Source organism: Nostoc flagelliforme FACHB-838, assembly GCF_014698065.1.
Classification (GTDB): Bacteria; Cyanobacteriota; Cyanobacteriia; order Cyanobacteriales; family Nostocaceae; genus Nostoc; species Nostoc flagelliforme_B.
In genome coordinates this window covers 85,122-110,011 of record NZ_JACJSI010000017.1, presented here as the reverse complement: position 1 = coordinate 110,011, position 24,890 = coordinate 85,122, and the positions used below count along the sequence as shown (strand labels likewise).

The window sequence follows — 24,890 nt, the reverse complement described above, 5'->3', positions numbered from 1 at the left end:
ATTTTTGTGAAGTATTCCTGAAATTTATTGGTAATCTCAAAGCTATCTATGAAGGGTGTAAAAGATGCTTTGGTTTTACTTTTCTTATTCTTAAATCCTGCTGGCATTACTCGAACCTTGGGGCTAGATGGATTAAATCTTACCCTAGCCTGGATAGTGGCACTTTGTTTCTAACTTGACTGCTGATCAGGTAAGTCCGCTTGTCAATAGGGTTTGAGACGCGCTAACCCTGACTATCCCGATATTCAAACACAAACCGACTGCGGATCAGTTTTTGATATCCCTGGTCATCACTCACCTTTTTCTTTTGTTTGACATGACGTAACAATTGCCACTCATCCTCAGAAATCGGCAACATGATTTCATTCCGCCGAGAACGAATCACTTGCTCTAAGGTTTCACGGGTTAGGGGAAGACTCATTTCTTCCATAATCCAAGTATTCAGCAGCCTCAGCACATCCCGCACATGACCACCGCTCATTTTACACAAACGCTCTAGGCTAGCAGCACTATCAAAAATTTCGGTAACTTTATTTAAACGCTCCTCTGGTGTCATGTCAGGAAAAGCTCTTGCTAGTACCATCTGCTGCATGAGTGACATTCCCTCTGTATGAACACTGCCATCAGCCCATTGTATAGGAACCATTGGTAACACTTTGGGGTCTTCTGGGAAACGCTGAGTCAGCATTCCGTAATCGTTGGAAAACTTCAAAGACAAGGGCATGGTGTAGATGAGATAACAATTCAGCTTCGTCAAAAACTCACCCTGGTCGACAAATAAATATTCTTGCTGCGGACGCCCCCAAGGTTTGACACGATTATCTATGCGGTCAAGATTATCGACAATTACCACTAGACCATTTTTACCCTGCTGTTTGAGTTTAGCGATCGCAGGTTCCAATAATTCTTGATTAATCGCTTCCAACAGCTTAGTTTTTTGCGGTGCTAAATACTGATTGAGTTTTTCTCGCAGGGTTGGGTCATTTTTCATCTTCGCGGTGATTTCACCAATGCCCATAGACAAAGAAAGCTTTTCTTTATCTGCGGATAAACCGACATCTCCAACCACCGGAACCTTTACTTTTGCCCCCGTCACCTCGGAGTTTAAGACCTTCCAAGCACCTTGCAGCAACTCATTAAACTTGTTGGGTTGACTCTAGAGTAATTTTATCCAGACTTTGACTTACACGACGAGCGATCGCTAGCAGCACATCAGCAATATCGACATCAGTGATTTCCAAATCGTCGCTGGACTCAAAATAGACGACATGAAAGCCTAATTTTTCCAGTTCTGCTTGTAACCTTAATAGTTCTGTCGATTTCCCACAACCAATATGCCCAGTAAATAAAGTGCAAGTGGGTTCATTCGGCTTAAAAAAAGTAATCTTCTGCTTCAGCTTGCCAAGAATATCCCCGCCTCGGACTGAGGAAAAATCTATGTAATACTTGCCATCAGAGCTACTGTTGACAAACAGAGTTCTGCTGGGATCGCTAGCCTGATAAAATTCCCGTAAATCTATGGACATAACCTGGTAGTGCAACTATCTCGTATTGTATTAACATATCCTTGTGCCAAAGGATAAAGTTATTTACATCTTTGCATCTAGATATTTCGGAAAATTTTTGCTTTTGCTCAAAGGATGGCAAATGGTTCATTACCTCACTTAGTGGCATTCGATATATTTTCAGCGTTATAGCGAAAATGCAAGGACACACACATAAGTAGATTGCAACTTGGTGAGGTACAGATAATCGTAGGGGCACAATATGTTGTGCCCCTACCCATGTACTTTATTTACCTGAAATACGCTGTAAGTAGAGACGTTGCAATACAACGTCTCTACATTAATCCTAATTATTTGTGAAGTTACACAAAATCAACTTTGGTGAGACAACTAGTTCTAAACAACCTCACAGATAATCGCTATAACTTAAGAAACACTTGGTATTGCAGAACGAATTGCATTAATCAAGTTTTGAGCATAGTTCTGCGTTGAAAAATCGAGGGCACGTTGCCTAGCAGCCATTCCTGCATTCTGAGCAAATTCTTGCTCGTCAAGATAGCGGAGAATTGCGATCGCTAATTTATCTGCATCGCCGTAAGGTGTTAATAATCCATTCATGCCATCGGTAATAATCTCTGTTGGGCCGCCTGCATCGCCAGCAATCACAGGTTTACCCAGGGCCATCGCCTCAATAATCACAATCCCAAAGGGTTCTTTATCTGATGCATGAACAAATACATCCATTGCCTGCACCCACTCTGGGATATTACGCTGTAGTCCAGCCATAATTACCTGCTCTTTCAAGCCTAAAGTGGCAATTTCTGTTTTTAAGAAGTCTTCGTATTCTGGTTCTAAATCGTGTTTACCGCCAACTACCAGACAATGGGCATCGGGATACTTCTGTAAAATTTTGGGCATTGCTTGTACCAGTACGTGCATACCTTTCCATCGTTGCAATCGTCCAACAATTCCAATCAACGGCCCATGTAAAGGTAAGCCCAGTTTCCGCCGTGCTTCTTCACAAGAAGGTAAAGCGTTAGGCTCGAATCGATCTAGTGCAACACCAGGATAAACTAAAGGTGTTGGTCTATGAGGCCAAATTTCTGCCTGTGCTTGCTTACCATCTTGCGAGAGGGTGATAATTGCCTGTGCTGGAATTAAAGTAGCGAGTCGCACCAACCAAGTTTTGTCACTAGGTACTTCTAGTTGATACCACACAGCAGGCAAGCCCGCCAGCATCGCCGCCAAACCTCCAGAGATATGTGTGATCCACATCCAATTGACAATTATATCTGCACGTTCGCGGCGAGCGATCGCAGCTATCTGAAAAACAGCGCCAATAAAACGGTGGATTTGGCGTAAGCGTCCGCTTTCCACAACTCGCGCATCAATACCAAGAGACTTTACTTCTTCGACCATCGGGCCGTGCTTTAAAAATATCACCAGCCACTCAACACCAGCATTACGTCCTTGCTGTAGCAAATCCCAAAGCATCATTTCACCACCGCCTCGTTGCTCGGCTAATGGCATTACAATAATTACTTTCATAATTTATATCAGTCCTATTTAAGTTGTAAGATTAATCAGATTCTCGACTTCTTAGAGAAGTTGTGGGTGTTGGAGGGTATTTGAGGATTGGTATAGTACTTATGCCCTGCCATAGCCATAGCTAAAAATCCCCAAAGAATCATGCCTGCTACGCTCAACATACCGCTACCGATAATTAATTGTGCAGCGGAACTAATGCCGATGGCACGGGCAGCACTGATAAAGCTATCGAAACGACCTTCACCATAGCCGCTAACGCTGATAATTAACAAGATTAATCCACCCATATAAAAGATGGCTCCAAACCAACCAAGGGTGAAAAACATATCTAAAATGCCACTATCAATTACCACGACTTCAATCTGACCAGTTTTTTCGTTGACTTTCCAAATATTTCCTAAGCCATTACCTAGACCATTAGAAAGAGCTAAACCCAGGTTTCTGTCATAACTTCCCGATCTATCTTTAAAGCTATTATCATCTTCAAGATTAGAAAAAGTTTCTAAACGGGCTGCGACAACGCCAGAAATTGGTTCGATAGTTGTTAATGGCACAACACAAATTGCCATAACCACAATTATGGTAATTAAGCGCATTTGAATTCTGGCTTTGACTGAACCTATAATCAAAATTATTCCAAATAACCAGCCCCCCCAATTAGTACGTGCTTGTGTCAACAAAAAGGACAAATAACCAACAGCTGAAGCAGGAAGAATTAAACTTGCTGAACTAGTAAATAACAATAGCAATCCAGCCTGCATGACAGAACCAAAGGGGCCGACTGAGTGCAATGTACTCCAGACGCGCATCTCGAAAGGTGCAGGGTTTCCCGAACTTGTGAATAATTTTGATTCTATAAGCCAGTATCTATCCCACTCAGGAGCTACCACAAATTGATATACGCCATAAGTTCCTAAAATTAACACACACCAGAGGAATGTTCGCTGAATATTCTGGCGATAACTGGGGTAATCTCGCCAGTTACTAAATAAGTGAAAAGCGAAGATAATCGGACTGAGCCAATCTAGTAAACCGCGTGCTACAGGGATCGGTTGGTTGTAAATCAGACCGACTAGAAAGCCATAGAACACTCCGATAAAAGCCAAAACAAACGGCAAACCCCCTTGGCGAGAGGCGCGGGGAAAGTGTCGTAAGAAGGTTGCTATGGTTATAAACACCACTAAGTAGGGTGCTATAAGCATTTGACGGGTAGCGTCCCAGCCGACTCGATAGTCAACTAAGCGAGTAGCTAAAGGTGTGAGAAACCAGATCCACCAGGTAAAGCTAATGTAGAGAATGGGATGCCGCAAGTATAAAAATATGGCTACTATTAAAGCTGTCACCGGGTAAATTAGGCGCAAGGCGGCAGTAGCACCAGCAAAATAGCAAACTACAGTTAGTAATATAAAGCCTGCGATCGCCATCCAACCCTGTAGCGATCGCTCTTCGGGAGAATAGTTTTCTTGTAAAAAACTATTGAAAAGTATCTGTCTAGAATTCATTCAATTTTCGATTTTGGATTTATCAATCTAACTAGTACTGCAAGGCGGAAGTCAAAAGTCAAAAAGCTGAGAAGACAGGCTTTGGAACTATTTGAAATAGTTGCTTTATTTACGCCATGTTGTACTAGAGATAACAAGAAATTGAATTCATTTTTAATTACGAATTACGAATTACGAATTACGAATTGTTTATATCCTTGCCAACGCCCACGCCACGATGCCAGCAACTTTTTCCCTGCCAACTGCCCTTGACTAGGTAAAAATCTCAGCCATTGTACTAAACCCAAACTATCGGATGTACCCACGAATACTGCCCAAAACAAAAATACAATCCGGCGAATAAATGGCAAATGTTCTAATAAAGCTAAGGTTTCATTATGGACTAAATTAATAAAGGCAATTTCATTAAAGTTATTTCGCTGATCTTCGTCAAAACGTTGTGCTGGATAATGATCTACAGCAACGTTAGGATCATAAATTATCTTCCAACCAGCCCGCTTTAATGCCAGAGTGAATGCCATTTCAAAATGTACCTGCGCTCCAGTACCACGCATCCGCTCATCAAAGCGCATTTGTCCGATTGCTTGGGTACGAAAACTCATGTTCACGCCCTTGAGAATATCAACTTCGCGGGGTTCTCCCACTCCCAGGTGATGGTTGCCAATCACTCGCCCAAACCACTGTAACCGCCCGACTAATGGACGAGACTCGTCTTCTAATTTGCTGCCGTGGTGTACCCAATCACGCCCACCAAGACCGCCAATGCAACTATCACAGATGAAGTGAGCGGCAATGCGCTCTAACCAATCCGAGTGAGGTGCGGCATCATCATCAGTAATAGAAACAATATCGCCTTCCACTACTGCAAGTCCGGCGTTGAGTGCTGCTACTACCCCAGGTTCTGCCACTTTCACGGTATGCAATGGCAAATTGTGCGTTGTGTATTGCGCCAAAAATTGCCAAGTTTCTGTATCCGTATCGCGGACAACCACTATCACCTGATCAACGGGTTTAGTTTGTTTTTGTAGCGCCAAAAGGCAGCGTGAGAGGTCTTGTGGACGGCGATAAGTTGGTATGAGAACGGTGTTCCGCATTCTTGCTTAACTCCTCGAATAAATCCACATAAGTTTTTGCCATAGTAGTCCAGCTATATTGTTCTGCCACAGAGCGAGCTGCTTTACCCATCTGTTGCATCAGGGCGGAATCGCTCACCAAAGACATCAACGCCACAGCTAAAGCATCGACATCATCTGAGTCAGGTAAGACGATGCCACATTCTGGTGTCACCAACTCTGCACCTCCGGTAGCTGTGGCAGTAATTACTGGCAATCCTGAAGAAAGTGCTTCTAACAATACGAGGGTGCAAGCTTCGTATCGGGAAGGAAAAACAAATAAATCTACTGATCGCATAATTTCCGAGATATCAAGTCGATATCCGATAAAATGCACACGTTCAGTTAACCCCAAAGAAGCCGCTAGTTGCGGGAAGGGACTACCTTCTACACGACCGACCACCGCCAGATGCAAATCGGGAACTTTTGCCAAGGCGTGTAAGACTGTATCTAAATTCTTTCTGCGTGTGCGGATGTCTCCAGCGAAGAGTGCTAGGGTGACGTTCTGCGGTAAACCTAATTTTTGGCGATGACTAGGTTGGGCTACGCCTACGCTTTCACGAGGGGCAAACTCTTCTAAGTCTACGCCATTGACAATTACCCGAATCCGAGAACGCGGTACACCAATGCTGACTAATTCCTGGGCTACTTTTTCCGATACAGCCACAACAACCTTAGCTCTTTGGAAAGCCTGTTTTTCCCAACGCGCATTAAAAGCCGTAAATAGCCACTGGTAAAAACCATACAAATCACGGCGGTTGCGGGAAATATGAACAGGCGATCGCAACCATGAACTGTGGACAAAATGTACAGCATTCACATCAGCCGCAGCCATGTTAATTGCTCCATTGACTTTAACTAAATCAATGCTAGAGCGATTTTTACGCAACCAATCTGCACTTTTTTGAGCAAACATTAAATTACGTATAAATTCTGTAGGATAGTTTTTAACTGGAATTGAAATCCAATTAACTTGACTATTTTTTTCCAGTTCTGGTGCAATTTCACTCGCCAACAATGTCAGTTCATGTCCATGACGAATTGCTTCTTGGACAGCTTCATAGTTTACCCGTCCCTGACCATCACCTTTTTTAATTTTATGAGTGACAATACAAAGTTTCATATCCTATTTTTCTTAATTAGATAAATTTATACAAAGGCACTAAATAAGAATCAAAAATCATCTTATTTCTATCGAGTAATACCAATTCACGAAAATCCTGATACATATAGATTTATCGTAGAGGCATGGCAAAGACAAGCCCTTACCAGCGTGTTTGTATCATTATTAAAGTTAAATGGTATAAGGCAGGAGGGATTGGGCAGTTTAAGATAGAGGAAAACTGCCCGATGTCTCTACAAGGCGCTGCGCGTAGCTTGCTTCTCCAAAGGAGTATGCGGACTAGCTGTTGCTCTATTATTTAGATGTTTTGATTAACTTACTTGCTAAAAAACGCGGAGTAAAACTAAGACCAAGTGCTGCCACAGTTCGGGGATTAAATTTTTGTTTATTTAACGCCTGCCAAAAATAGGGACGTGCTGCTGCTATTTGTTCACTTCGTAGTAAACCAATTCCCAAAGTGGTATTAGCTTCTAACCATTTCTGTTGAAAATAATGTTTAAACTCTTTTAGACGAGTATCTTCCATAAAGACTTGATAACAAAACATTTCGCTTTTCGCTTTGCGAATTTTTGCCTGTAAATCTCTACCACCACTGAGCATAGTATCAGTTTGTTCATGGGCACGATATTGCGTCAGTCTTTCGGGATGGTAGTAAGCACCATGACCAGATATACAGCAAAGGTAGGTTAAATATAAATCCCACATCCCGCCAACTTGTGAAGGAATACTATCCCAATCTACAAAATTGTTGCGAATCACACAAGCTGCCGCAGCTGGTATGCTTTTATCTATTAACCCAATTTTATAAAAAGGTTGATAAATTCCTTTTGCTAATTTATTCCGCTTGTAGGCGCGTGTATTTTGTTCAGTTCCAATATTATTAATTCTACCCTGAGCATCTATAATATATTGGTCACAAAAAGCGATAATTAAATCAGGATTTGCTTCTAGTGGTGGTATTAACTTTGCTAAAAAGTCTTCATTCCAAATATCATCGTCATGGAGACTAGCACAATACTTACCTCGCGCTATCTTGAAGCCATGCTGCTGATTAGCTAACATACCCACATTCTGCTGATGCCGCCAAAATCTGATGCGTGAATCGCCAAAAGATGCGACAAGGGCTTGAATATTTTCTGAACTACAATTATCAGAAACAATAATTTCAATATTCTGATAAGTTTGTTTAATAGCGCTAGCGATCGCTAGCTTGAGATACTCTGGTCTATTATAAGTAGGGATAATAACGCTGACTAAAGGTTGTTGGGATTCTTGAAGTAAAGACATATTTTTCTCTCTTAATTTTTTCTCATTAAAAGATGCACCATTTGATATTTTGGTCAAAGTTACTTTATGTAACTTGAAGAATGCTATATATATAGCTTTTTAGCTCTAGAAGGAGATTCAGCTATTGCTTTTGCATAAATTGCTCGGAGATTATTTACATGAGCAGACATTGTAAATTCCTTTATCAATAAAGCATGACCTTGTTCGCCCATGTATCGGCTTTTTTGATAATCTCCATATAATTCATTAATAGCATTAGCCAGCTTTTGGATATCATTACCTGGAACAAGAATACCCGTTTCTCCATCTTTTAAATGTTCGGGAATTCCTCCGACAGTGCTACCAATTACAGGTCGATAGTGAGCATAAGCTTCTAGAGTTACAAGACCTGCGGGTTCAGGCCAAACGCTGGGGAAAATGACAGCAAAACACTGTTGATAAAGTTTATTTATTTTTTCAGGATCGCACCAACCATGCCAAGTGATTCGGTTAATCAATCCAAGGGTGTTTGCTAACTTTTCTAAGCGGGGCCGTTCCCAGCCTTCGCCTGCGATATCAAGCTGAATATGCGGGTCTGTATGTATTAAGGTTTTGAGCAACCATTCTAAACCTTTATCAGAAACAATTCGTCCAGCGAACAAAATTCTATGATTTTGGTGGATTTGTAAACTTAGAGGTGCAGTTTCTGTTTCTGGTACAGAAATTCCACAGTGTAGTGTTACAGTTTGCTCAGAAGGTACACCATTTTGAATCAATTGTTGCCGTACATATTCGCTATTAGCAACAAAAGTAATTTTTATCTTTTTTAATACATCTAATAATTGATGAGTGTTTTGAAGTTCTCTAAGAGTTCTTAATGGTTTACGGCTACCGCATTTATCTACTAACTTACCCCAAGTACATCCTAAGTAAGAAAAGTTGCGATCGCAGATTGTCCGCGACCCTGCTAAATATTTTGTGCCACTAGGACAATACAATGAGTGATTATGAACGCTGAAGATGGCAGGACATTCGCCTGTAAGTTCTAATAGCAAATCTGGGCTGTGGATGTGTAGCAGTTGAAACTGGCTTTGGTCAACATTCTTAAGCGATTTTATCACGCGATCGCTAACATCAGGCGGTCGATGTTCAAACAGAGAAGCTAAATAAGTTTCCACACCTCCGCTCCCGCCTACCTCAAAATTTGAGCATTGATAAATCAGGTCTTCTTCAAAAGTATCCCTATGCAATAGTTCATTATTTCGCTTGGCATCATTGATTAAGTTAAGCATTAACCACCATTTTTTTACGTTATTACTAATTACATTCCTCATCTAAATAGAGGCTTGATTTTACCAACTTATATGCCAACGTTAAACCAGAATTTATGTCTCACATCATTCACATAATGCCTGAGAGCAATGTTTTTACTTTCAGATTTATCTGCATATATGAACTGATCTTCTACATTGAGAACATATTTTTTTGTGCATAAAGGCTCACCATGATTGTAGTGCATTGTCAAATGAACAATTGTTTGTTCAGTAAAATAAGTAGGAGCTTCTTGAAGATTTGCTAAACGTTCAATAGCAAAACTCCAGTCAAATTCATGCCTAAATAATATAAATCCGCCATTTACTGGATTTAATTTTTCCGAATCATCATAAATAATTCGCTCATCTAGTGACATAGAACAATCAGGTAGATAAAGAGAATATTTTTCGTCCGACTTACTCAAATTAATTAAGTCAATTCCGCCAGGGAAAAATAAAATATCGGAATCAGTGTAAATCGTAGTCCCGTTAATAGGAATTGACATTAATGCCAATAATTTTTTGCCCAGTGGATGCAGTTGGGCATAATCAAAAGCACATTGAGGTAAATCTGTTCTCAGGAAGTTTTGTAAAGGTATTACTTGAACGCAGCGATTGATCCGGCGGAGTAAATTACAACTAGAATCAGTGTAGCTGCCATCAGAAACTACGGTGAATGTATCTGGAATACCCACATGACGAATAAAAGAGCGAATACTTGCCACTTGTTCTGGCAAATCGCGTTCACATGAGAAAGCATAGACACTTATGGGAACTTGCCGAGTTTGTTTAATCGGGATGTTTACAATCTGAGAAACGGCTGCTTTATATAGAGAGCGATTAAACTTACCCTGAATTTTAGCAGCGTGATAGCCTAGATTTACCATTTACTTTTCCTTGTTAAAACTATAAGCGATTGACCAAGATAATGAATTCATAATTTACAAATTACGAATTGTTATATTGCATATTGTGATACTCCCAAAGCTTACCTTTGAGTTCTAGAAGCTCTTGATATTTACCTTGTTCTACTATCCGTCCATGTTCTAAAACTACAACTTTATCTGCTTTAGCAATAGTAGAAAGACGGTGAGCGATCGCAATTACTGTTTTTCCCACAGATAGTCTTTCTAATGAATCTTGAATTAATCGCTCAGATACAGAATCTAAGGCGCTAGTTGCTTCATCTAAAATCAAAATTTCTGGGTTCCTTAGCAAAGCACGCGCAATAGCAATTCGCTGTCTTTGTCCTCCAGATAACCTAACACCTCTATCTCCCAATTGGGTGTTAAAACCTTCAGGCATTTCCAAAATAAATTCCAGTGCATTCGCTAGTTTAGCTGCTTCTTGAATTTCCTCATTAGTGGCTTCTGGAGTACCATAAGCAATATTTTGCCAAACATCAGTATTGAAGATGAAAGTATCTTGACTGACGACAGCTATTTTACGCCGTAGGGAGTTAATTTCAAACTGTCGCACATCTATTTCATCAATGTAAAGATATCCATCTGTAGCATTATAAAATCGGGGAATTAAATCAGCAAGGGTTGTTTTACCAGCACCAGATGCTCCGACTAATGCTGTCATTTTTCCTTTTTCAATGGTTAAGGTAATATTATGCAGCACTAAGTTTTGATTGTCGTAGCCAAAATCTACAGATACTAAGTTTATTGATCTTTTTAAAGAATTAAACTTGATTGTGCCATTTTGAAAATAATCTTTTTCGTCACTTTTTAAAAGTTTTTTGACGTTATCTGCTGAACCATGTAAAGTACTAAGGAATGCTCTTGTGCCATTAATGTCTTGAACAAATGGAATAAAACGAAATAGTACAAAGAAAAATGTTAGTAAAGAAGCAACTTGTAGCGTTCCATTAGTAACTAGGCTAGTGAATGCCAAAATAATCATCCCAACCAATACCGTAGTAGCTACTCCTTCAGCAATTGGCTTGACAATTGTCCAAGTGAACACAACTTTTGTTGTAGTGCTTACTATTTTGTCGCTAGCTTTGTAGAAACGCTGGCGCTCAAATTCTTGAGTACCACAGGTGTGAACAGTGCGAATACCATTAATAAATTCTACGGCTGTTGATGTAAAATTAGCATTCGCAGTTGTCATGCCAAAACTCGATTCTCTGACTCTGGCATTTAGATTGGATAATCCTACACCTAAAAGGGTAAATAACAATGCTGAAATTAGTGTCAGTTGCCATGATATCAAAAACATTGATATTAAGTAGACAAGGGTTGTTAACCCTCTAGTCATTAAAAAGGCTCCGCTACTAAAACCTTGCCTAATTCTTTCAATCTCTGTAGTGATTGTGTTAATCAGTTCACCAGAACGAGTTGTAGAAAAATAACTTAGCGATAAAGATTGTAACTGTTCAAAAATTTGCTTACGTAAGCGATCGCCAAGATTTAGTTGAGATAGCTCAGTATAGACTTGAGAAAAATAATTGAAGGTAGCGCGTAACCAGGTACTCAATAAAATCAGTAAAGATACGCGGTAAAGACGATTAATTGCTGATGTTTTAGCTCCCAAAATCCAAATATCAAACCATTCTATTCCTGTTTGAACAGGTTGAGCGCTGGGGCTAGTCAAGCTTTGCAAGAATGAAAGTAAAAAACCAATACTCACACCCTCAAATGTTGCCGCCAAAATTGAAAATACCACAGCTAAAATTGCAATTTTGCGGAAGTGTTTGAATTCTCGCAATATCAAATAGTTCTCCTGCCACAAGCTAGTAGCTTTGAGCAGATTACTGAGTGGTTGAGGAAGCTGGAAATGCATGGATTTTATCATAATAGTTTGGCAAGGTAGATAAGCTGCTATAGAGCAATACGGTTTAGCTAAGGCTTAACTTTTATTTTTTAGCGAATTGCATACTTCTACGAAGAAGCAAATTACGCGTAGTGTCTCGTTAGAGAAGAATGCAAAGGAAGAAAGACTTAACTGAACTATATTGCTCTATGGATGCTACGTGAGCAATTTTGTTTTCGCTCAAGTGTGGTAGATGAAATCAACAATTACCACACAGATAAATTACAGTGTTTGGCTATCTAGATGTAACAGGTGAGACTGTGCCTCTACTTCCCATGAAGTTGTAATTTCTGGTCGTTGATTTAGCTGTATTGCATCTTCCAAAGTCCAACAATAAGATCCGGTCAAACTAATGTCACCTTGCAATACATTAAATAACTGGGGCAAATTATCAAGACCGTATTTATGCATCCAACGCCCTAATGGTGTAATGTTGTGCTTTGTCGTTGTGCAAAACTTAATTGCCCGAAAAAGTTTACCCCGTTCTCCAACACGCCAATCACGACAAAAGAGTGATCCTGGTGAGTAAACCCTCATTAATATAATCAATCCCAACATCACTGGACTTACTAACAGCAGCAATAGGAAAGCAGCAATCCAATCAATTAGTCGTTGCAAGTGTCTCCAGGGTTGGTTAGCCAGTTTATTGCCAGCGGGTATGCTGATGAATATTGGTTTTTGAGCTTCTTCACACGCATCTGCCCAAAACCTCAACAAAGGCTCACCCAATTTCGGATCTATGCTCACCAAAGTTACAGGAGAATGTTGTAAGCATTCTACTAGCGATCGCTTACTATCTAATGAAGGTAGATATGGTTGTTTAACTCGTCCAAGTGGCTTCACCAAAAGCTTACCCCGCCGCCACTGGAGTGTGCAGTACCCACGATTATCTTGGTGTTCCTGGGTTACATCATATAAACTTTGTAGAGTTGGAATTATTGAACTTGTCATAAGTCTTTGGGATTATACAGGAGTGAATTGTTGAGGAGTTATCAAAGGCTATCAATGCCAAAGACCCAAATCCAAATCTTGTTGTAACTCCAAAAAGGTGGAGAGATTCGTAATTCGTAATTCGTAATTATCTTTGATATCATGTATGCTTAATCCCTGATTATTTAAGCTGTCTGTGTTAGCTTAAATAATAAGTATTTAAACGAACATAATATTAAATGCAGTCTAAACCCCAGCCGGAAATAAAGCTAACTGTGGAGTTAGGGGTTTTAAACCATATACTTAATAATTGCGAACAACTTTACTATTAATATTCATGGGTAAATTATGATTTTCCGGGAACTACTGACAGTAGAGAAATGTAGAGGAAAATTACTCATGAACCTATATATACGTTGAATTACGCTGAGGTGTTCATTGTGTCGATAGATTTAATAAACCAGTCTACTCTTGTCTTGTAACCTTTTTGAAAGTGCTTTAATCTCTAGAATATAAGACTATGTAGAAATAGCGATCGCTCAAATAAATTCTTTATTTACTCTTTAAAGAGCCAGTAATTTCTCTGATAACCCATAAAGATAGCATAAATATACTGAATTTTTCCTGATGGCAACAAAATTAAATTTTGATTACAAACGCAAAATTCCCGACTTCTCTAAGAAGTCGGGGATTTACGCCCATTTAAAATGTCTAAAACCTTTACGAATTACGCAAAGCGTTACTAGCTACTTTTCTACAGCTTGACGTAGAGCTAACTGCTCTTGTTTGATATAAGGTACGTAATTACTGCTATTTGATACCCCATTAGCAACAACCCCAATCAGATTTAACTTACTTAACATAGCTGTCGCTTGAGTAAGTTGACTTCGCGTCACAATACCAATGCTTGCCACCATAACCACACTACGACAATATGATGCAGTAAGCATGGCATCCACCAAGCCGAGAACTGGGGGAGCATCTATGAGTACCAAATCATAGCTTTGCTCAAATGCTGCCATCAATTCCATCATCCGAGGGGAACTCAACAGATTAGCTGGGTCAGCAGGCTTGGGGCCAGCGGTCAAAATATCGATGTAGGCTGAACCTGAATATTGAAGGCTAATTTGGTTGGGTAAAGTTGCATCACTCGCCAATAGAGTTGAAAGCCCTTGCTCATTGGGAAGATTAAGTTGTTCGTGCAAGCTGGGATCGCGTAAGTTGGCATCAATCAGCAGTACCCTTTTGTGTAAACGGGCAGCACTCATTGCCAAACCCAACGCCAAAGCTGATTTACCCTCATCGGCTAAAGCCGAGGTAATCATCAAAGATTTTAAGTTAGTAACAGTATTTAAAAGTTCAATGTTTTTGTAAATCAGATCCAGCGATTCCCAACGCGGTGGAGATTGCAATACCTGAATTGTCCAGGGGGCGAGAACTTCTGGCTTACCAAAAGGCAACTTAATCATTGATTCTTTGGGTTTGGCTGGCGGTAACTTGGGGGTTGTTCCCAACAATGGCATGGCCATTTGCTTCTCTAATTCCGCAGTGGTGTGAACTGCATCATCAGTCGATTCCCGAATAAAGGCAGCAATGCCTCCTAACATTAATCCAACTACAGCACCTAACAGTAAGTTCTGCTGGAGATTGGGGCCTAATTGTGTGCCTTTTTGAGGATCTTCCACAACTTCCCAATTAAATCCACCCTTGGAAAGTTCTTGTCGTAATTGCTGTTCTGCTCTTAAAAGCTGCTCTAATCTTTCACGGCTAAATTGTAACTGCGGTAGCATCCGATTGTAATAAGCCAACAGAGGCGGGAAGCGTTTGATTTCAAAACGCAGTTCGTTTTCTTTCTGGGCCAAAGTTTGATCGCGAGCAGTCAAAGCAACTATATTGGTCTGTGTTTCCACTAACTGACCAGCTAGGCTGAGATCAATTTGGCCAAGTTGTCCTCGTTCGAGGAGAGCATCTCCCGAAGTGATTGCACCAGCAGATTTTTCGCCTAAAGTTCTTCCTACCTCTTGTTGCAATAACTCCTTCTGGCTTTGAAGCTGTTCTTTGAACTTTTGCACGCTTGGAGTTTCATCTGTAAAGCGTAAGCGTTCTTGTGCTAGCGCCAGTTCGCTTTTTTGGATTTCGTTCAGTAAGCCTTGATAGCGAGTAGACTGACTCAGACGAGAAGCCACTAGAGCATTTTGGGGAGAACGGTTAAGTTGTTCTTCCAAAGATTTTTGGCGTGCTAAAGCTTCCCCATACTGGGCACGAGTTGTCTGCCGTTCTTGGGCAATATTGTTCAAAGCTGTCTCAATCGCTTTAGCTTGTGACTCTGGATCAATTAAGTTCTGATTTCTGCGAAACCTTTGTAAATTTGTCTCAGCCGCGTTTACTTCTTCGCTGGCTTTACTTAACTGTTCTCTAATAATTTGCAGACCTTTTTGTAAACGCGACTTCTGTTGTTGTTTATTATATTCCACATAAACTTGTCGAATCGCGCCGAGAACTTTTTGAGTCTTTTCTGGATCTCCAGCAGTGTATTCAACTTGAAATATTTTAGTAGCGATATTATCTTCTTTACTTCTTAATTGAGTTAAGACCAAAGAAGTTTTAATTTCAGTTGAACTTATATCTGGATAATCAGACTGAAGTTTATCAACTGCTTTTTGAATAAGTCCTGAACTTTGCATCAAGTTAAGCTGGGTGGCTGTATCTATGACCACATTAGAGTCAGTAAATTGGTTATCTAAACCAGCACCTTCAGTCTTACCTTGATAGTTAGGCTCTACTAGCAGTTGCATGGAACTTTTATAAGTAGGTTTTGTCTTTAAAGTTACAATGCTAGCAATAGCAATAGAACTAATTAACACTGCTAAGAACCAAGGAAATCTCCGCACAAATACGGCAAACATTTGTCCGTAACTTGGTTCACTTTCAGAAACGGGAGTTATATGAGGATTTAGACTACTTTGAACCACTTTTATTATCCTTGTCTTCAAGACTTACGCTAAGAGATTCTCCGAAGAATACCTATTTTTTTACAAGCCATTAATAGGTATTCTTATAGTGGAAAGAGATTCAGGAATTAAATGAATAATTGATGCACACCACAAGCTTGGTTAATAATTTGCTCAACTTTACTAAAGAAGGCATTCTCTGAAAAGTTTGCTACTGCGTGATTACGGATGCGATCGTAATCCCAAGAAATGCCGTTGGCTTCTAGTAATGCAATTTGTAGAGATTCGGGTGTTTGTCTTTTGAAAAAGACTCCTGTTTGACCTGGGATTTGAGTATCTAATACTCCACCTGCTCCATAAGCGATGACTGGTGTGCCACTAGCATTAGCCTCTACTGGAACTAACCCATAGTCTTCTAAAGCTGCGACAATAATAGACTTGGCTTTAGAAAACAAGTCTTTGCGGGTTTTATCACTTACGTGTCCCAAGAACTCAATATTTTTTAATGCTTTGGATTTTAACCGTACTTGTTCTGGCCCATCACCAGATATTAATAACCGCCACCCTAACCAATTAAAAGCTTCGACTATTATATCAAGTCGCTTATAACTGATCATCCGGGCGGAGGCCAGATAATATTCATCTTTTGTATCTGAGAAAACAAATTTACTAGTATCAATTGGATAGTTCACCATCATTGCCTTTTTGCCATAAATACTTTCAATACGGCGGGCAACAACACTAGAGTTAGCAATGTAAAGATCAGGTTCCTGTGCATATTTCAGGTCTACCTTTCTCATTACTTGAAATACTTGTTCAATTATAGGAGCAAAATATCTATAGTCTCCGTACTCTCTTAAATAAGTTGCTGTATCCCATAAGAAACGGGTGACATTATGGCAAAAACAAATGTGGTAAGCATTGGGATTTTTTCGCACAGCTTTGGCGAAGCTGGTGCTACTGCTAATAATTAAATCGTAGTCTTGTAAATCCAAGGCACGAAAGGCGGGAAAATATAAAGGAGCCATTGAGCGAAAATATTTTGCTGCCCCTGGAATCTTTTGCAAGAAAGTTGTATTAACTATGCGATCGCCTAGATCAATAGTTTTTTGGGGATCGTACAAAGATGTGAAAATATCTGCTTCGGGATAGTGTTTACAAAGCAGTTCAAACACACGCTCTGCCCCACCTCGCTGGGTTAAATAATCATGGACTAGAGCAATTTTCATGAATTTGACCTAAAGTTTTGATCGGGTTTGTTTCAACGCTCCCCAGCAAGTTACTATCAACAACTTTAGTGTCCCGCAATATAACTTTCTATCCTCTTAACGAAATTATTGTTACAAATACGTTGGTAGGGGCTTCGGAGATTCCCCCAACCCACGCCACTTGCTTCACTTGGGGAGACCCAAGACCGCAGTGGCTCCCCTTAAAAAGGCTTGCTTTTTGTAATTTTCACCCCCTTAAAAAGGGGGTCGCCGCAGGCGGGGGGATCTTATCCGAAACGTATTAGGGGCGTACAGCTGTACACCCCTACAGCCAATTCATTTGTGGCAAATGTTTTTGGAACCGATATTATCCAACTGCTACTAAGATTTTTTCTGGAGCGAAATAAGTGTTTTGCTCGGCTCGTAGTTGGTCGCAAAGTCTGCCTTCGGGTAATTCTATATCCTCATAAGTGAGGACTTGATCCTTAGAAATATCTCGTTTGAGGCGGCACCCTTCAGCTAGACCGATTGGTAGAAGATTTTGCTGTTGGACGATATCGGAATTTTCACATTGTCCGTAGGTCATATAGTAGCCGATGCCATCTAAGGTTTCTCCCGCTTTTAGGTCGATTTTAGCAGTGGTGACAACATCTACTAACGGGCCTGCTAGGGGAGACATAACGGCATCACCGAATAGGACAGCACGCGCTACGGACAAAGGAACTTCAAAATGACAGAGGTGATAAGGAGTATAGAAGCTGTAAAGTGGGCCTTCGCCTAATTTATATAAGTTGAGATAGTGTTGTTGCTTGGGGTCGTCGTGAGTGGCAAATACATATACGCCTGGGCCTGGTTTTGCTCCAACTACATAATCGACAATGCCGCCTAGTTCTTTGAGTTGTTCAACATCATATAACTGGGTCATTTCATCGACATGACCGCTGAAGTCATATCCCAACATTCCCCGTTTGGCGACTTTCATGCCTGTGGCATTGGCAATGATCGCTTGCTCAAAGGAAATTTTGGTTCCGTCGGCGAAGCTAGCCACCATGTGGGGCTTTTGACCCCAACGTTTAGCAAATCCTTCCTGGGTGGTGGGATTGCGATAGGGGTCTTGGAGTCCTTTAATGTTACCGCACAATAAGGGAGTTAAACCAATGCTTTTTACAAAGCGGTAAAGGTTCATTTGTACCCCTGGCTGATCGCCATCACAAGCGCTGAGAATCACACCTGCTTTGTCGGCATACACTTTCAGGATGGGGCCAATGGTGCCGTCGAGTTCGGCATTCATCATGATCACATGCTTGCAATGAGCGATCGCTTCCATGACGATCTGAGCGCCAAATTCCACTGCACCTGTGACTTCGATTAATGCATCAATGCCCTCGGCCCGACACAGTAACTTAGCGTCTTCTGTGACTGCATACTTACCGTTAGCGATCGCATCTTCTAATTCGCTGACAGTTGCAACAACTTGAATATCTTCAATCCCTGCTTCAGAATAAGCTTGTTTGGCTGCATCAATCTTGCGATTAGAGATAGCAACTAACTCCATTCCTGGCACTGAATTGACAATTTGGTTGGCAATTCCTCGACCCATAAAACCAGCACCGATCATTCCCACTTTGATAGGATTTCCTGCTGCTGCACGGGCTTGTAAGGCGCGATCGATAATAATCATGAACTAAACTCCTTTTTGGAACTGTTGGTTGTGATACAAATTGTCTATAAACTTGCACTTAATGATTTGTTACAAATACATATTAAGTACATTTCCATAGTTAATTGGTGTTAGCGTAGGCGTAGCCCGCCGGAGGCATCGCTACTAACCAGTTGTTTGCTAGATGTCTGTTTTTTCTGGCTGTGGTTTTCGATAATTTGCTCTATAGTATTTCGGTAAACTTTAGCAAAGTTCTCTTTAGTATGATTTGCTCTTACATATTCCCACGCCTTCTGAGACATACTTTTCAGGTCTTCTACAGGCAAATTAGAAATTCTTCTAACTGCTGCTTGAATTTCTGCGATCAAAGAATTCTTTAATAGCACACCGTAATCCTCATGCACATCAACACTGGCTTCGTAATTGACTATGGGGATTAACCCTGTATGCATACAAGTTATAACGCTACCGGCTCCACCTTCTGCTGCTGAAACAAACACAGTACCAATACAATTATTGGTAACTTCCATAAACTCAGGACTGATAACATCAATCCAACCATAAGTATGGATATTTGGTGTTTCATAAAGCTCCTGACGAAAAGCTTTTTCAAACTCTGGTTCCTTACTAATTGGGCCACAAACTGTTAAATGAAAATCTGGCATTTGTGCAAAGGCTTCTAAAACTAAATCAAGCCCTTTATGAACAAACCCATGACTAGCAAACCATAAGAAATTTTTTCTGACGGCTTCAAAATCCTTTTGTTCTGGCCAAGGATAGACAGTAGGATTAGAAAGCGGCACACGATAAATTGGTTGGTTTGCGTATTTGAAAGTATTGATGGTAAATTCATTACCTAAAACTATGCCATAATCTGCATATTCAATTCCCAAATTCGGCACTTCATATCGCAATACGGTTCAGTTAAGAATAATTGTAGGTTGGGTTGAACTTTAGTGTTACCTAACAAAGGCTTGAAAACGTTGGATTTCCTTCCTCAACCCAACCTACATAATGTAGTTTTTTGGGCTTAACTGAACCGTATTGCTTCATATCGCTGTGGACAAAGAGTAATACCCCGCCGTTGTTGTAGTTCTAAATGTCTATTGCATTCAGCGGCATTACGAAACACCATATTAGCAATGTCAACGTGGAAAATTTTCACACAATCTTTATTGAGTTTTGGTGCTAGTTCTTGCATCCGATGACGGACATCAACGAAAAATGCGTAATCTTTTTCTGGAACAAATTCATCATTGTAGAACTGGATGGCATCAACGTTATAACCAAGATCCAAAAATGTTTGCACCATTTGCCAAACTTCCCAGTAGGAAGTATGGTCATGGGGTATGGACTGACCAGCTTTTAACAGGAATGGTTCAATCCGGTAAGAAAAAAGTACATTCCCCCTAGAAGGCTGCTTCGGCTTGAGTGAAACAACCTTTAAGCTTTTGATGTAATTAATGCGATTTACTACTTTTGTTAACAACGAATTGATAGAAGTAGTCAGATGGGATAGAGTATTATTTGGCATTTGATACCTCTTATAATTGTGAAGTTAAACAGAGAGTAGTTACAGGCTTGAAATAGCTATTTTCCTCCAACAGTCATCATTCTCAATAAAGGCCACTTTAAATCTTTATCGGAAATTTCAGTTACATCTAGAGGCCAATTGATGTCAAAGAATGGGTCATCATAGCGTAGACCTCTTTCATACCCTGGCGTGTAAAATTCACCCACTTGATATACAACCTCGGTTTCATCTGTGAGTGCTTGATAGCCATGAGCAAACATTTCTGGAACATACAAAGCACGGCGGTTTTCTGGAGTGAGTTCTACACCAATATATGATAGAAAAGAGGGAGATTCAGGACGCATATCAATAATTACGTCATAGATTGCGCCTTTAGTACAGCGAATTAATTTTGTTTCTGCGGCTGGCAGAATTTGATAGTGCATTCCCCGAATAGTGCCTTTTTTGTAGTTAAAAGACAGGTTACATTGAGCAACTGTTGGTTTTAAGCCGTGTGTTTCAAATTCTTGAGCGCAGAAAGACCGAGCGAAAAAACCACGGTGGTCTGGTTTTTCTTCTAAATCAATAATGAATGCGTCTTTAAGTGCGGTTTCAGTGAAAATCATTATGATTCCTTTGGAATGAATGTTTAGTAAAGAAAATACTTTAGTGTTTGCGCCACATAAGAAACTAATCACAGAGGCGCAGAGGGCGCAAAGATATGAGACTTTGAGAGATATTGTGCAATCCTAAACCTATAAATTTTGGCGTTGCTGAATTGACGCATGAACTCTTCTTTCTCTTCCTCTGTGTTCTCTGCGCCTCTGCGGTTAATTAAATTAGATACTCTTCTGACGAAAAGAGAGTAATCTACGCTTTTAAGTGGAAACTTGAACTGCATCAGATGCAGAACGTAACTCTGCTCTGGGATAAGTATCATCCCAGTACTGGGTACAGAGGTCTGGTCTTTCGGGGGGGTTGGCGGTGTAACACAAGAATAGTGCTGATCGGTCTTCTGTGCGGACTGTGCCGTGATGCAAAGTATTTTTCGTATCTACAAGAATGACAGTGCCTGCTGGGCCTGGGCAGGATTTCCAAGCTGATTTGGGGATGACTGGTTTTACTTGTTCATCATCGATACCCATATAGCCTGATTTATAAAGTTTGTAGTAAAGTTGAAAGTATTTCCAACTAAATAAGGGAGTTAAAGAGCGAGGAATGTATTCAAAAGGCCCAGTTTTTTCTTCTACATCATTCAAGTAAATAAAGATTTTGATAATCCGACGGTCTTCTGCATCGCTATGCCATAGCAGTGTCCCAAACTGATGTTTACTATTGAAATCTTTACGTAAATGTACGCCATGAAAAGCAATAGGAAGACCAATATAATTTTCGACAATATTGAGAAGTCTTTTCTCTATTCCCCAGGCATAGAATTCTGGCAAACCTGTAACTGTGGAAATTTGTGGCAACCTTTCGTCTAGATGATCATTGTTGGGATTTTCCGTCTGAGACAATTGATGGTAAGCAGCTTTGAGCAGTTCTGAGCTAGAGTTTAACTCTAAATCTGCCAGCGTTGTGACGTAAACACCATCTTTTTTGAGAGCATTTAGGATCTTGCGATCGCGTCCTTCCAATGCTGGCAGATTTTTGCTATGCTTCCAACGGGCTACGTAATATTCAAAGTCAGAAGATAGTGTAAATATTTTGCGTTTGATTGCACTCAACATGACGTATTTTCTTCTTTTTGATGTATGTTTATCAGAAATTTAGTTATGGCTTATAGCCTTGCACTCCTTGAGTAGATATTTCAGATGATTTTGTTAACCCAAACTCTTTAGAAACCATCGCATCAAAAGCACACAAGCTGACTAAAGCCAAAAATGGAACTACTATTCTGATAGCGGACATCGGCCATCTTCTTAAAGCACCCAAGAAAACTTTCAAGCTGACTTCCTTACCGTTCTGCAAAAGCATCCGCCTGCAAAAGTGCTTAGAATATCCATTCTGTTCCAATTTCAAAATCACTTCGGGTATGTGTTTGTATTGCATTAACAGCGCAGATTTTGGTTCTTTCTGCCAATAACTCACACCAACAACACATTCTAAATAAGTCTCTTTAGTAACAATTACACGACCATTAGCAGCACAATACCCGGCTAAATATGCTAAAGATATCCAGTTATTCTCAGCATCTTGCCAATTTTGGAGAGCGCGTTTCACTAAATCAGCGCGGTAGATTGTAGCAGTCAGAAAAATAACTGCACCAACACTTTTTGAGAAACAATGTTCAAATATAGCTTTACCATCACCATCACCATTTTCAGTATCTATATCAAACCAGCGATTACCAACAATTGTGGGTGGGTGAACTGGTTCACCGGTAATTTGGTTTCGACCAGAAAAGTTAAGGAATAATAGTGATAAATCCTCATGTTGCTTGAGTTTACTAATTACATAAGCAATAGCTATATCTTGAATCGGGTCATCATCACCGATTGTCCAAACATATTTTGTTGTTGTAGAATTTAGGCAATACATAATATTTTTGACAACGCCTAAATTTTGAGGGTTTTTATTGGACTTAAATGTAATATTGCTAAGTATTAATTGCCATTTTTGAATCACCTCCTGAGTTTTGTCTGTTGAACAATTATCAGAAACTAAAATTTCACAATCATGTTCAAAACCTTTAATTGCTTGAGCTAGCCATGCTAACTGTTTATCAAGTAACCCAGCACGATTAAATGTAGGAATGGCAATAGTCAGCAATTTATTCATATTAAGCTCAATTCTGTAGTTAAGAATAATTGGTAGTAGTAGTAGCTTCTTAGTTAATAAGTTGCTTTTTAGTCTATTTTTTTTGATGCGCTCGCATGATTATCAAGTAGATACGCCTTTTAGTTATTTTTCAACAATTATTAATTATTCAAATAATTAAATAATTAATAGCTTGTGCTTTGTTTCTTTAACTTTTTCTCCAAATGTAATGTAAATTTCTATACGATGCAGCCCGGCAGCAAATTTGTTTTTTTCAAAAACATTGATGCTATTAGTGTGTAATTTTAGCTTTTAATTGGTTCGTACTTTGCACTAGAACTACGAATATTTCCTCTAATTAAATTATTTCTTTACACACTAATAGCCAATCTAGCTACTTTTTGTTCCAGAAGAAATCTTTGTCAATTTGCTCGGTACGAATCAGATACTCTAGCTGTTTTAAACGGGTAAATCCTCTAAACAAGAATGTATCTTCAGCCATGTGTATTTGACTGAATAAATCAAATAACTGTTGGGCACCAAGTTGGGCATTCCAATCACACTTAAATCCGGGTAAGATTGTGTTGATTTTCTCGAAGGATACCCGATAGCTGCGGTTATCTGCGCCGTTGTCACCAAAGGACAATTTACAATCTGGGAAAACATCAGCAATAATTTCTGCAATTTCTCTAACGCGATAATTGTTTGCTGTATCTCCAACATTAAAAATTTGGTTATGTACAATGTCCCGTGGTGCTTCCAAGGTGCAGACTATTGCTTTGCAAATATCCAATGCGTGGACTAATGGCCGCCAAGGTGTACCATCACTAATCATTTTGATTTCTTTGCTAGTCCATGCCAACCCTGCTAAGTTGTTTAAAACAATATCAAAGCGCATTCTAGGGGAAGCACCAAAGGCTGTAGCATTCCGCATAAAGGTGGGAGAAAAGTCATCGTCAGCGAGTGGTCTGACATCTCTCTCTACAAGAGTTTTGCATTCTGCGTAGGCTGTTTGAGGGTTAATCGCAGATTCTTCTGTGACATCACCTGCGGTAGCAACACCATAGACACTGCACGAAGACATATATACGAAGCGACGCACACCCATAGTCTTAGCTAGATTAGCCAGACGAACTGAACCTACATGATTAATTTCATATGTAATATTAGGTGCTAATTGTCCAGCTGGGTCGTTGGAGAGTTCCGCCATGTGAACTATGGCTTCAATACCTTCCAAATCATCAGGGGTAATGTTGCGGATATCTTTGTTGAGGGTTTTGGGTGTCACTCCACTAGGGTTGTACAGCCAACCAACTTTATAGAAGCCGGTATCTAGACCAATAACTTCATGTCTCCGTTCGATTAACAGAGGCGGTAATAATGAACCAAGATAGCCTTCTGTTCCAGTTACTAATATTTTCATTGTGGTTAATTCCTTTGTATTGATGAGTTAAATTTTTCGTTTAGTAAGGACGCACAGATGTGTGCCCTATAGCGTGTCGCATCTAAAAGGGAAGTGCTATATTTTTCGCGTCTATGCAATAACTCGACCTCTCTCGGTGAGAAAGGCTTTGAATCTTACTCCTCAACGCTAATAGGCAAGGGGGTTAGGTCAGTCGGCTAACAGTCATTACATAGTTTGCCGACTAACTCATTGGGTAGCAGCGCTCTATAGCGAT

General features: G+C 40.1%; 18 protein-coding genes and 1 pseudogene. All 19 read right to left on the bottom strand.

Translation table 11 applies throughout. The features are described 5' to 3' along the window. Positions 1-223 precede the first annotated feature (223 nt). A pseudogene (locus H6G97_RS11770) lies at positions 224-1,526 on the bottom strand (ATP-binding protein). Positions 1,527-1,931: 405 nt separating this feature from the next. Next, positions 1,932-3,053 (bottom strand): glycosyltransferase family 4 protein, encoded by a 1,122-nt coding sequence (locus H6G97_RS11765; protein WP_190940787.1) that lies wholly within the window; start codon positions 3,051-3,053, stop codon positions 1,932-1,934. A 35-nt stretch (positions 3,054-3,088) separates the two neighbouring features. Then, a complete protein-coding gene (locus tag H6G97_RS11760; protein WP_190940786.1) occupies positions 3,089-4,555 on the bottom strand; it encodes an O-antigen ligase domain-containing protein in 1,467 nt (488 codons plus the stop codon). Positions 4,556-4,719: 164 nt separating this feature from the next. Beyond that, entirely contained in the window at positions 4,720-5,649 is a 930-nt protein-coding gene (locus H6G97_RS11755) for a glycosyltransferase family 2 protein (RefSeq protein ID WP_190940785.1), read from the bottom strand. Next, positions 5,567-6,790, bottom strand: a complete 1,224-nt coding sequence (locus tag H6G97_RS11750; protein WP_190940784.1) for a glycosyltransferase family 4 protein — start codon at positions 6,788-6,790, stop codon at positions 5,567-5,569. Before H6G97_RS11750 ends, H6G97_RS11755 begins: the two co-directional genes overlap by 83 nt. A 294-nt stretch (positions 6,791-7,084) precedes the next feature. Beyond that, positions 7,085-8,077 (bottom strand): glycosyltransferase family 2 protein, encoded by a 993-nt coding sequence (locus H6G97_RS11745; protein WP_190940783.1) that lies wholly within the window; start codon positions 8,075-8,077, stop codon positions 7,085-7,087. Positions 8,078-8,160: 83 nt separating this feature from the next. Next, the gene (locus tag H6G97_RS11740) at positions 8,161-9,348 is read right to left on the bottom strand and encodes a glycosyltransferase family 4 protein (protein WP_190940782.1); all 1,188 of its coding nucleotides are present in this window, start codon (positions 9,346-9,348) and stop codon (positions 8,161-8,163) included. A 68-nt stretch (positions 9,349-9,416) separates the two neighbouring features. Next, positions 9,417-10,256, bottom strand: a complete 840-nt coding sequence (locus H6G97_RS11735) for a hypothetical protein (RefSeq protein WP_190940781.1) — start codon at positions 10,254-10,256, stop codon at positions 9,417-9,419. Positions 10,257-10,317: 61 nt separating this feature from the next. Continuing rightward, positions 10,318-12,159, bottom strand: coding sequence for a heterocyst formation ABC transporter subunit HepA (hepA, locus tag H6G97_RS11730; protein ID WP_190940793.1), 1,842 nt, complete (start codon positions 12,157-12,159; stop codon positions 10,318-10,320). Positions 12,160-12,411: 252 nt separating this feature from the next. Beyond that, positions 12,412-13,140 (bottom strand): heterocyst development glycosyltransferase HepC, encoded by a 729-nt coding sequence (gene hepC / locus H6G97_RS11725; protein ID WP_190940780.1) that lies wholly within the window; start codon positions 13,138-13,140, stop codon positions 12,412-12,414. A 725-nt stretch (positions 13,141-13,865) separates the two neighbouring features. Next, on the bottom strand, positions 13,866-16,091 hold the full coding sequence (locus tag H6G97_RS11720) for a polysaccharide biosynthesis tyrosine autokinase (protein ID WP_190940779.1): 2,226 nt from the start codon (positions 16,089-16,091) through the stop codon (positions 13,866-13,868). A 107-nt stretch (positions 16,092-16,198) separates the two neighbouring features. After that, entirely contained in the window at positions 16,199-17,299 is a 1,101-nt protein-coding gene (locus H6G97_RS11715; RefSeq protein WP_190940778.1) for a glycosyltransferase, read from the bottom strand. A gap of 346 nt (positions 17,300-17,645) precedes the next feature. Next, positions 17,646-18,959 (bottom strand): NAD(P)H-dependent oxidoreductase, encoded by a 1,314-nt coding sequence (locus tag H6G97_RS11710; protein WP_190940777.1) that lies wholly within the window; start codon positions 18,957-18,959, stop codon positions 17,646-17,648. A 110-nt stretch (positions 18,960-19,069) separates the two neighbouring features. After that, on the bottom strand, positions 19,070-19,840 hold the full coding sequence (locus H6G97_RS11705) for a glycosyltransferase (protein ID WP_338421665.1): 771 nt from the start codon (positions 19,838-19,840) through the stop codon (positions 19,070-19,072). 128 nt (positions 19,841-19,968) lie between these two features. Next, complete coding sequence (locus tag H6G97_RS11700) at positions 19,969-20,472, bottom strand: hypothetical protein (RefSeq protein WP_190940775.1); 504 nt, start codon at positions 20,470-20,472, stop codon at positions 19,969-19,971. 56 nt (positions 20,473-20,528) lie between these two features. After that, complete coding sequence (gene rfbC / locus H6G97_RS11695; RefSeq protein ID WP_190940774.1) at positions 20,529-21,077, bottom strand: dTDP-4-dehydrorhamnose 3,5-epimerase; 549 nt, start codon at positions 21,075-21,077, stop codon at positions 20,529-20,531. Between the two features lie 252 nt (positions 21,078-21,329). After that, a complete protein-coding gene (locus H6G97_RS11690) occupies positions 21,330-22,181 on the bottom strand; it encodes a phytanoyl-CoA dioxygenase family protein (RefSeq protein ID WP_190940773.1) in 852 nt (283 codons plus the stop codon). A 43-nt stretch (positions 22,182-22,224) separates the two neighbouring features. Continuing rightward, positions 22,225-23,232: a glycosyltransferase family 2 protein gene (locus H6G97_RS11685; protein WP_190940772.1), complete on the bottom strand. Its 1,008-nt coding sequence runs from the start codon at positions 23,230-23,232 to the stop codon at positions 22,225-22,227. Positions 23,233-23,605: 373 nt separating this feature from the next. After that, complete coding sequence (locus H6G97_RS11680) at positions 23,606-24,634, bottom strand: NAD-dependent epimerase/dehydratase family protein (protein ID WP_190940771.1); 1,029 nt, start codon at positions 24,632-24,634, stop codon at positions 23,606-23,608. Positions 24,635-24,890: the final 256 nt, after the last annotated feature.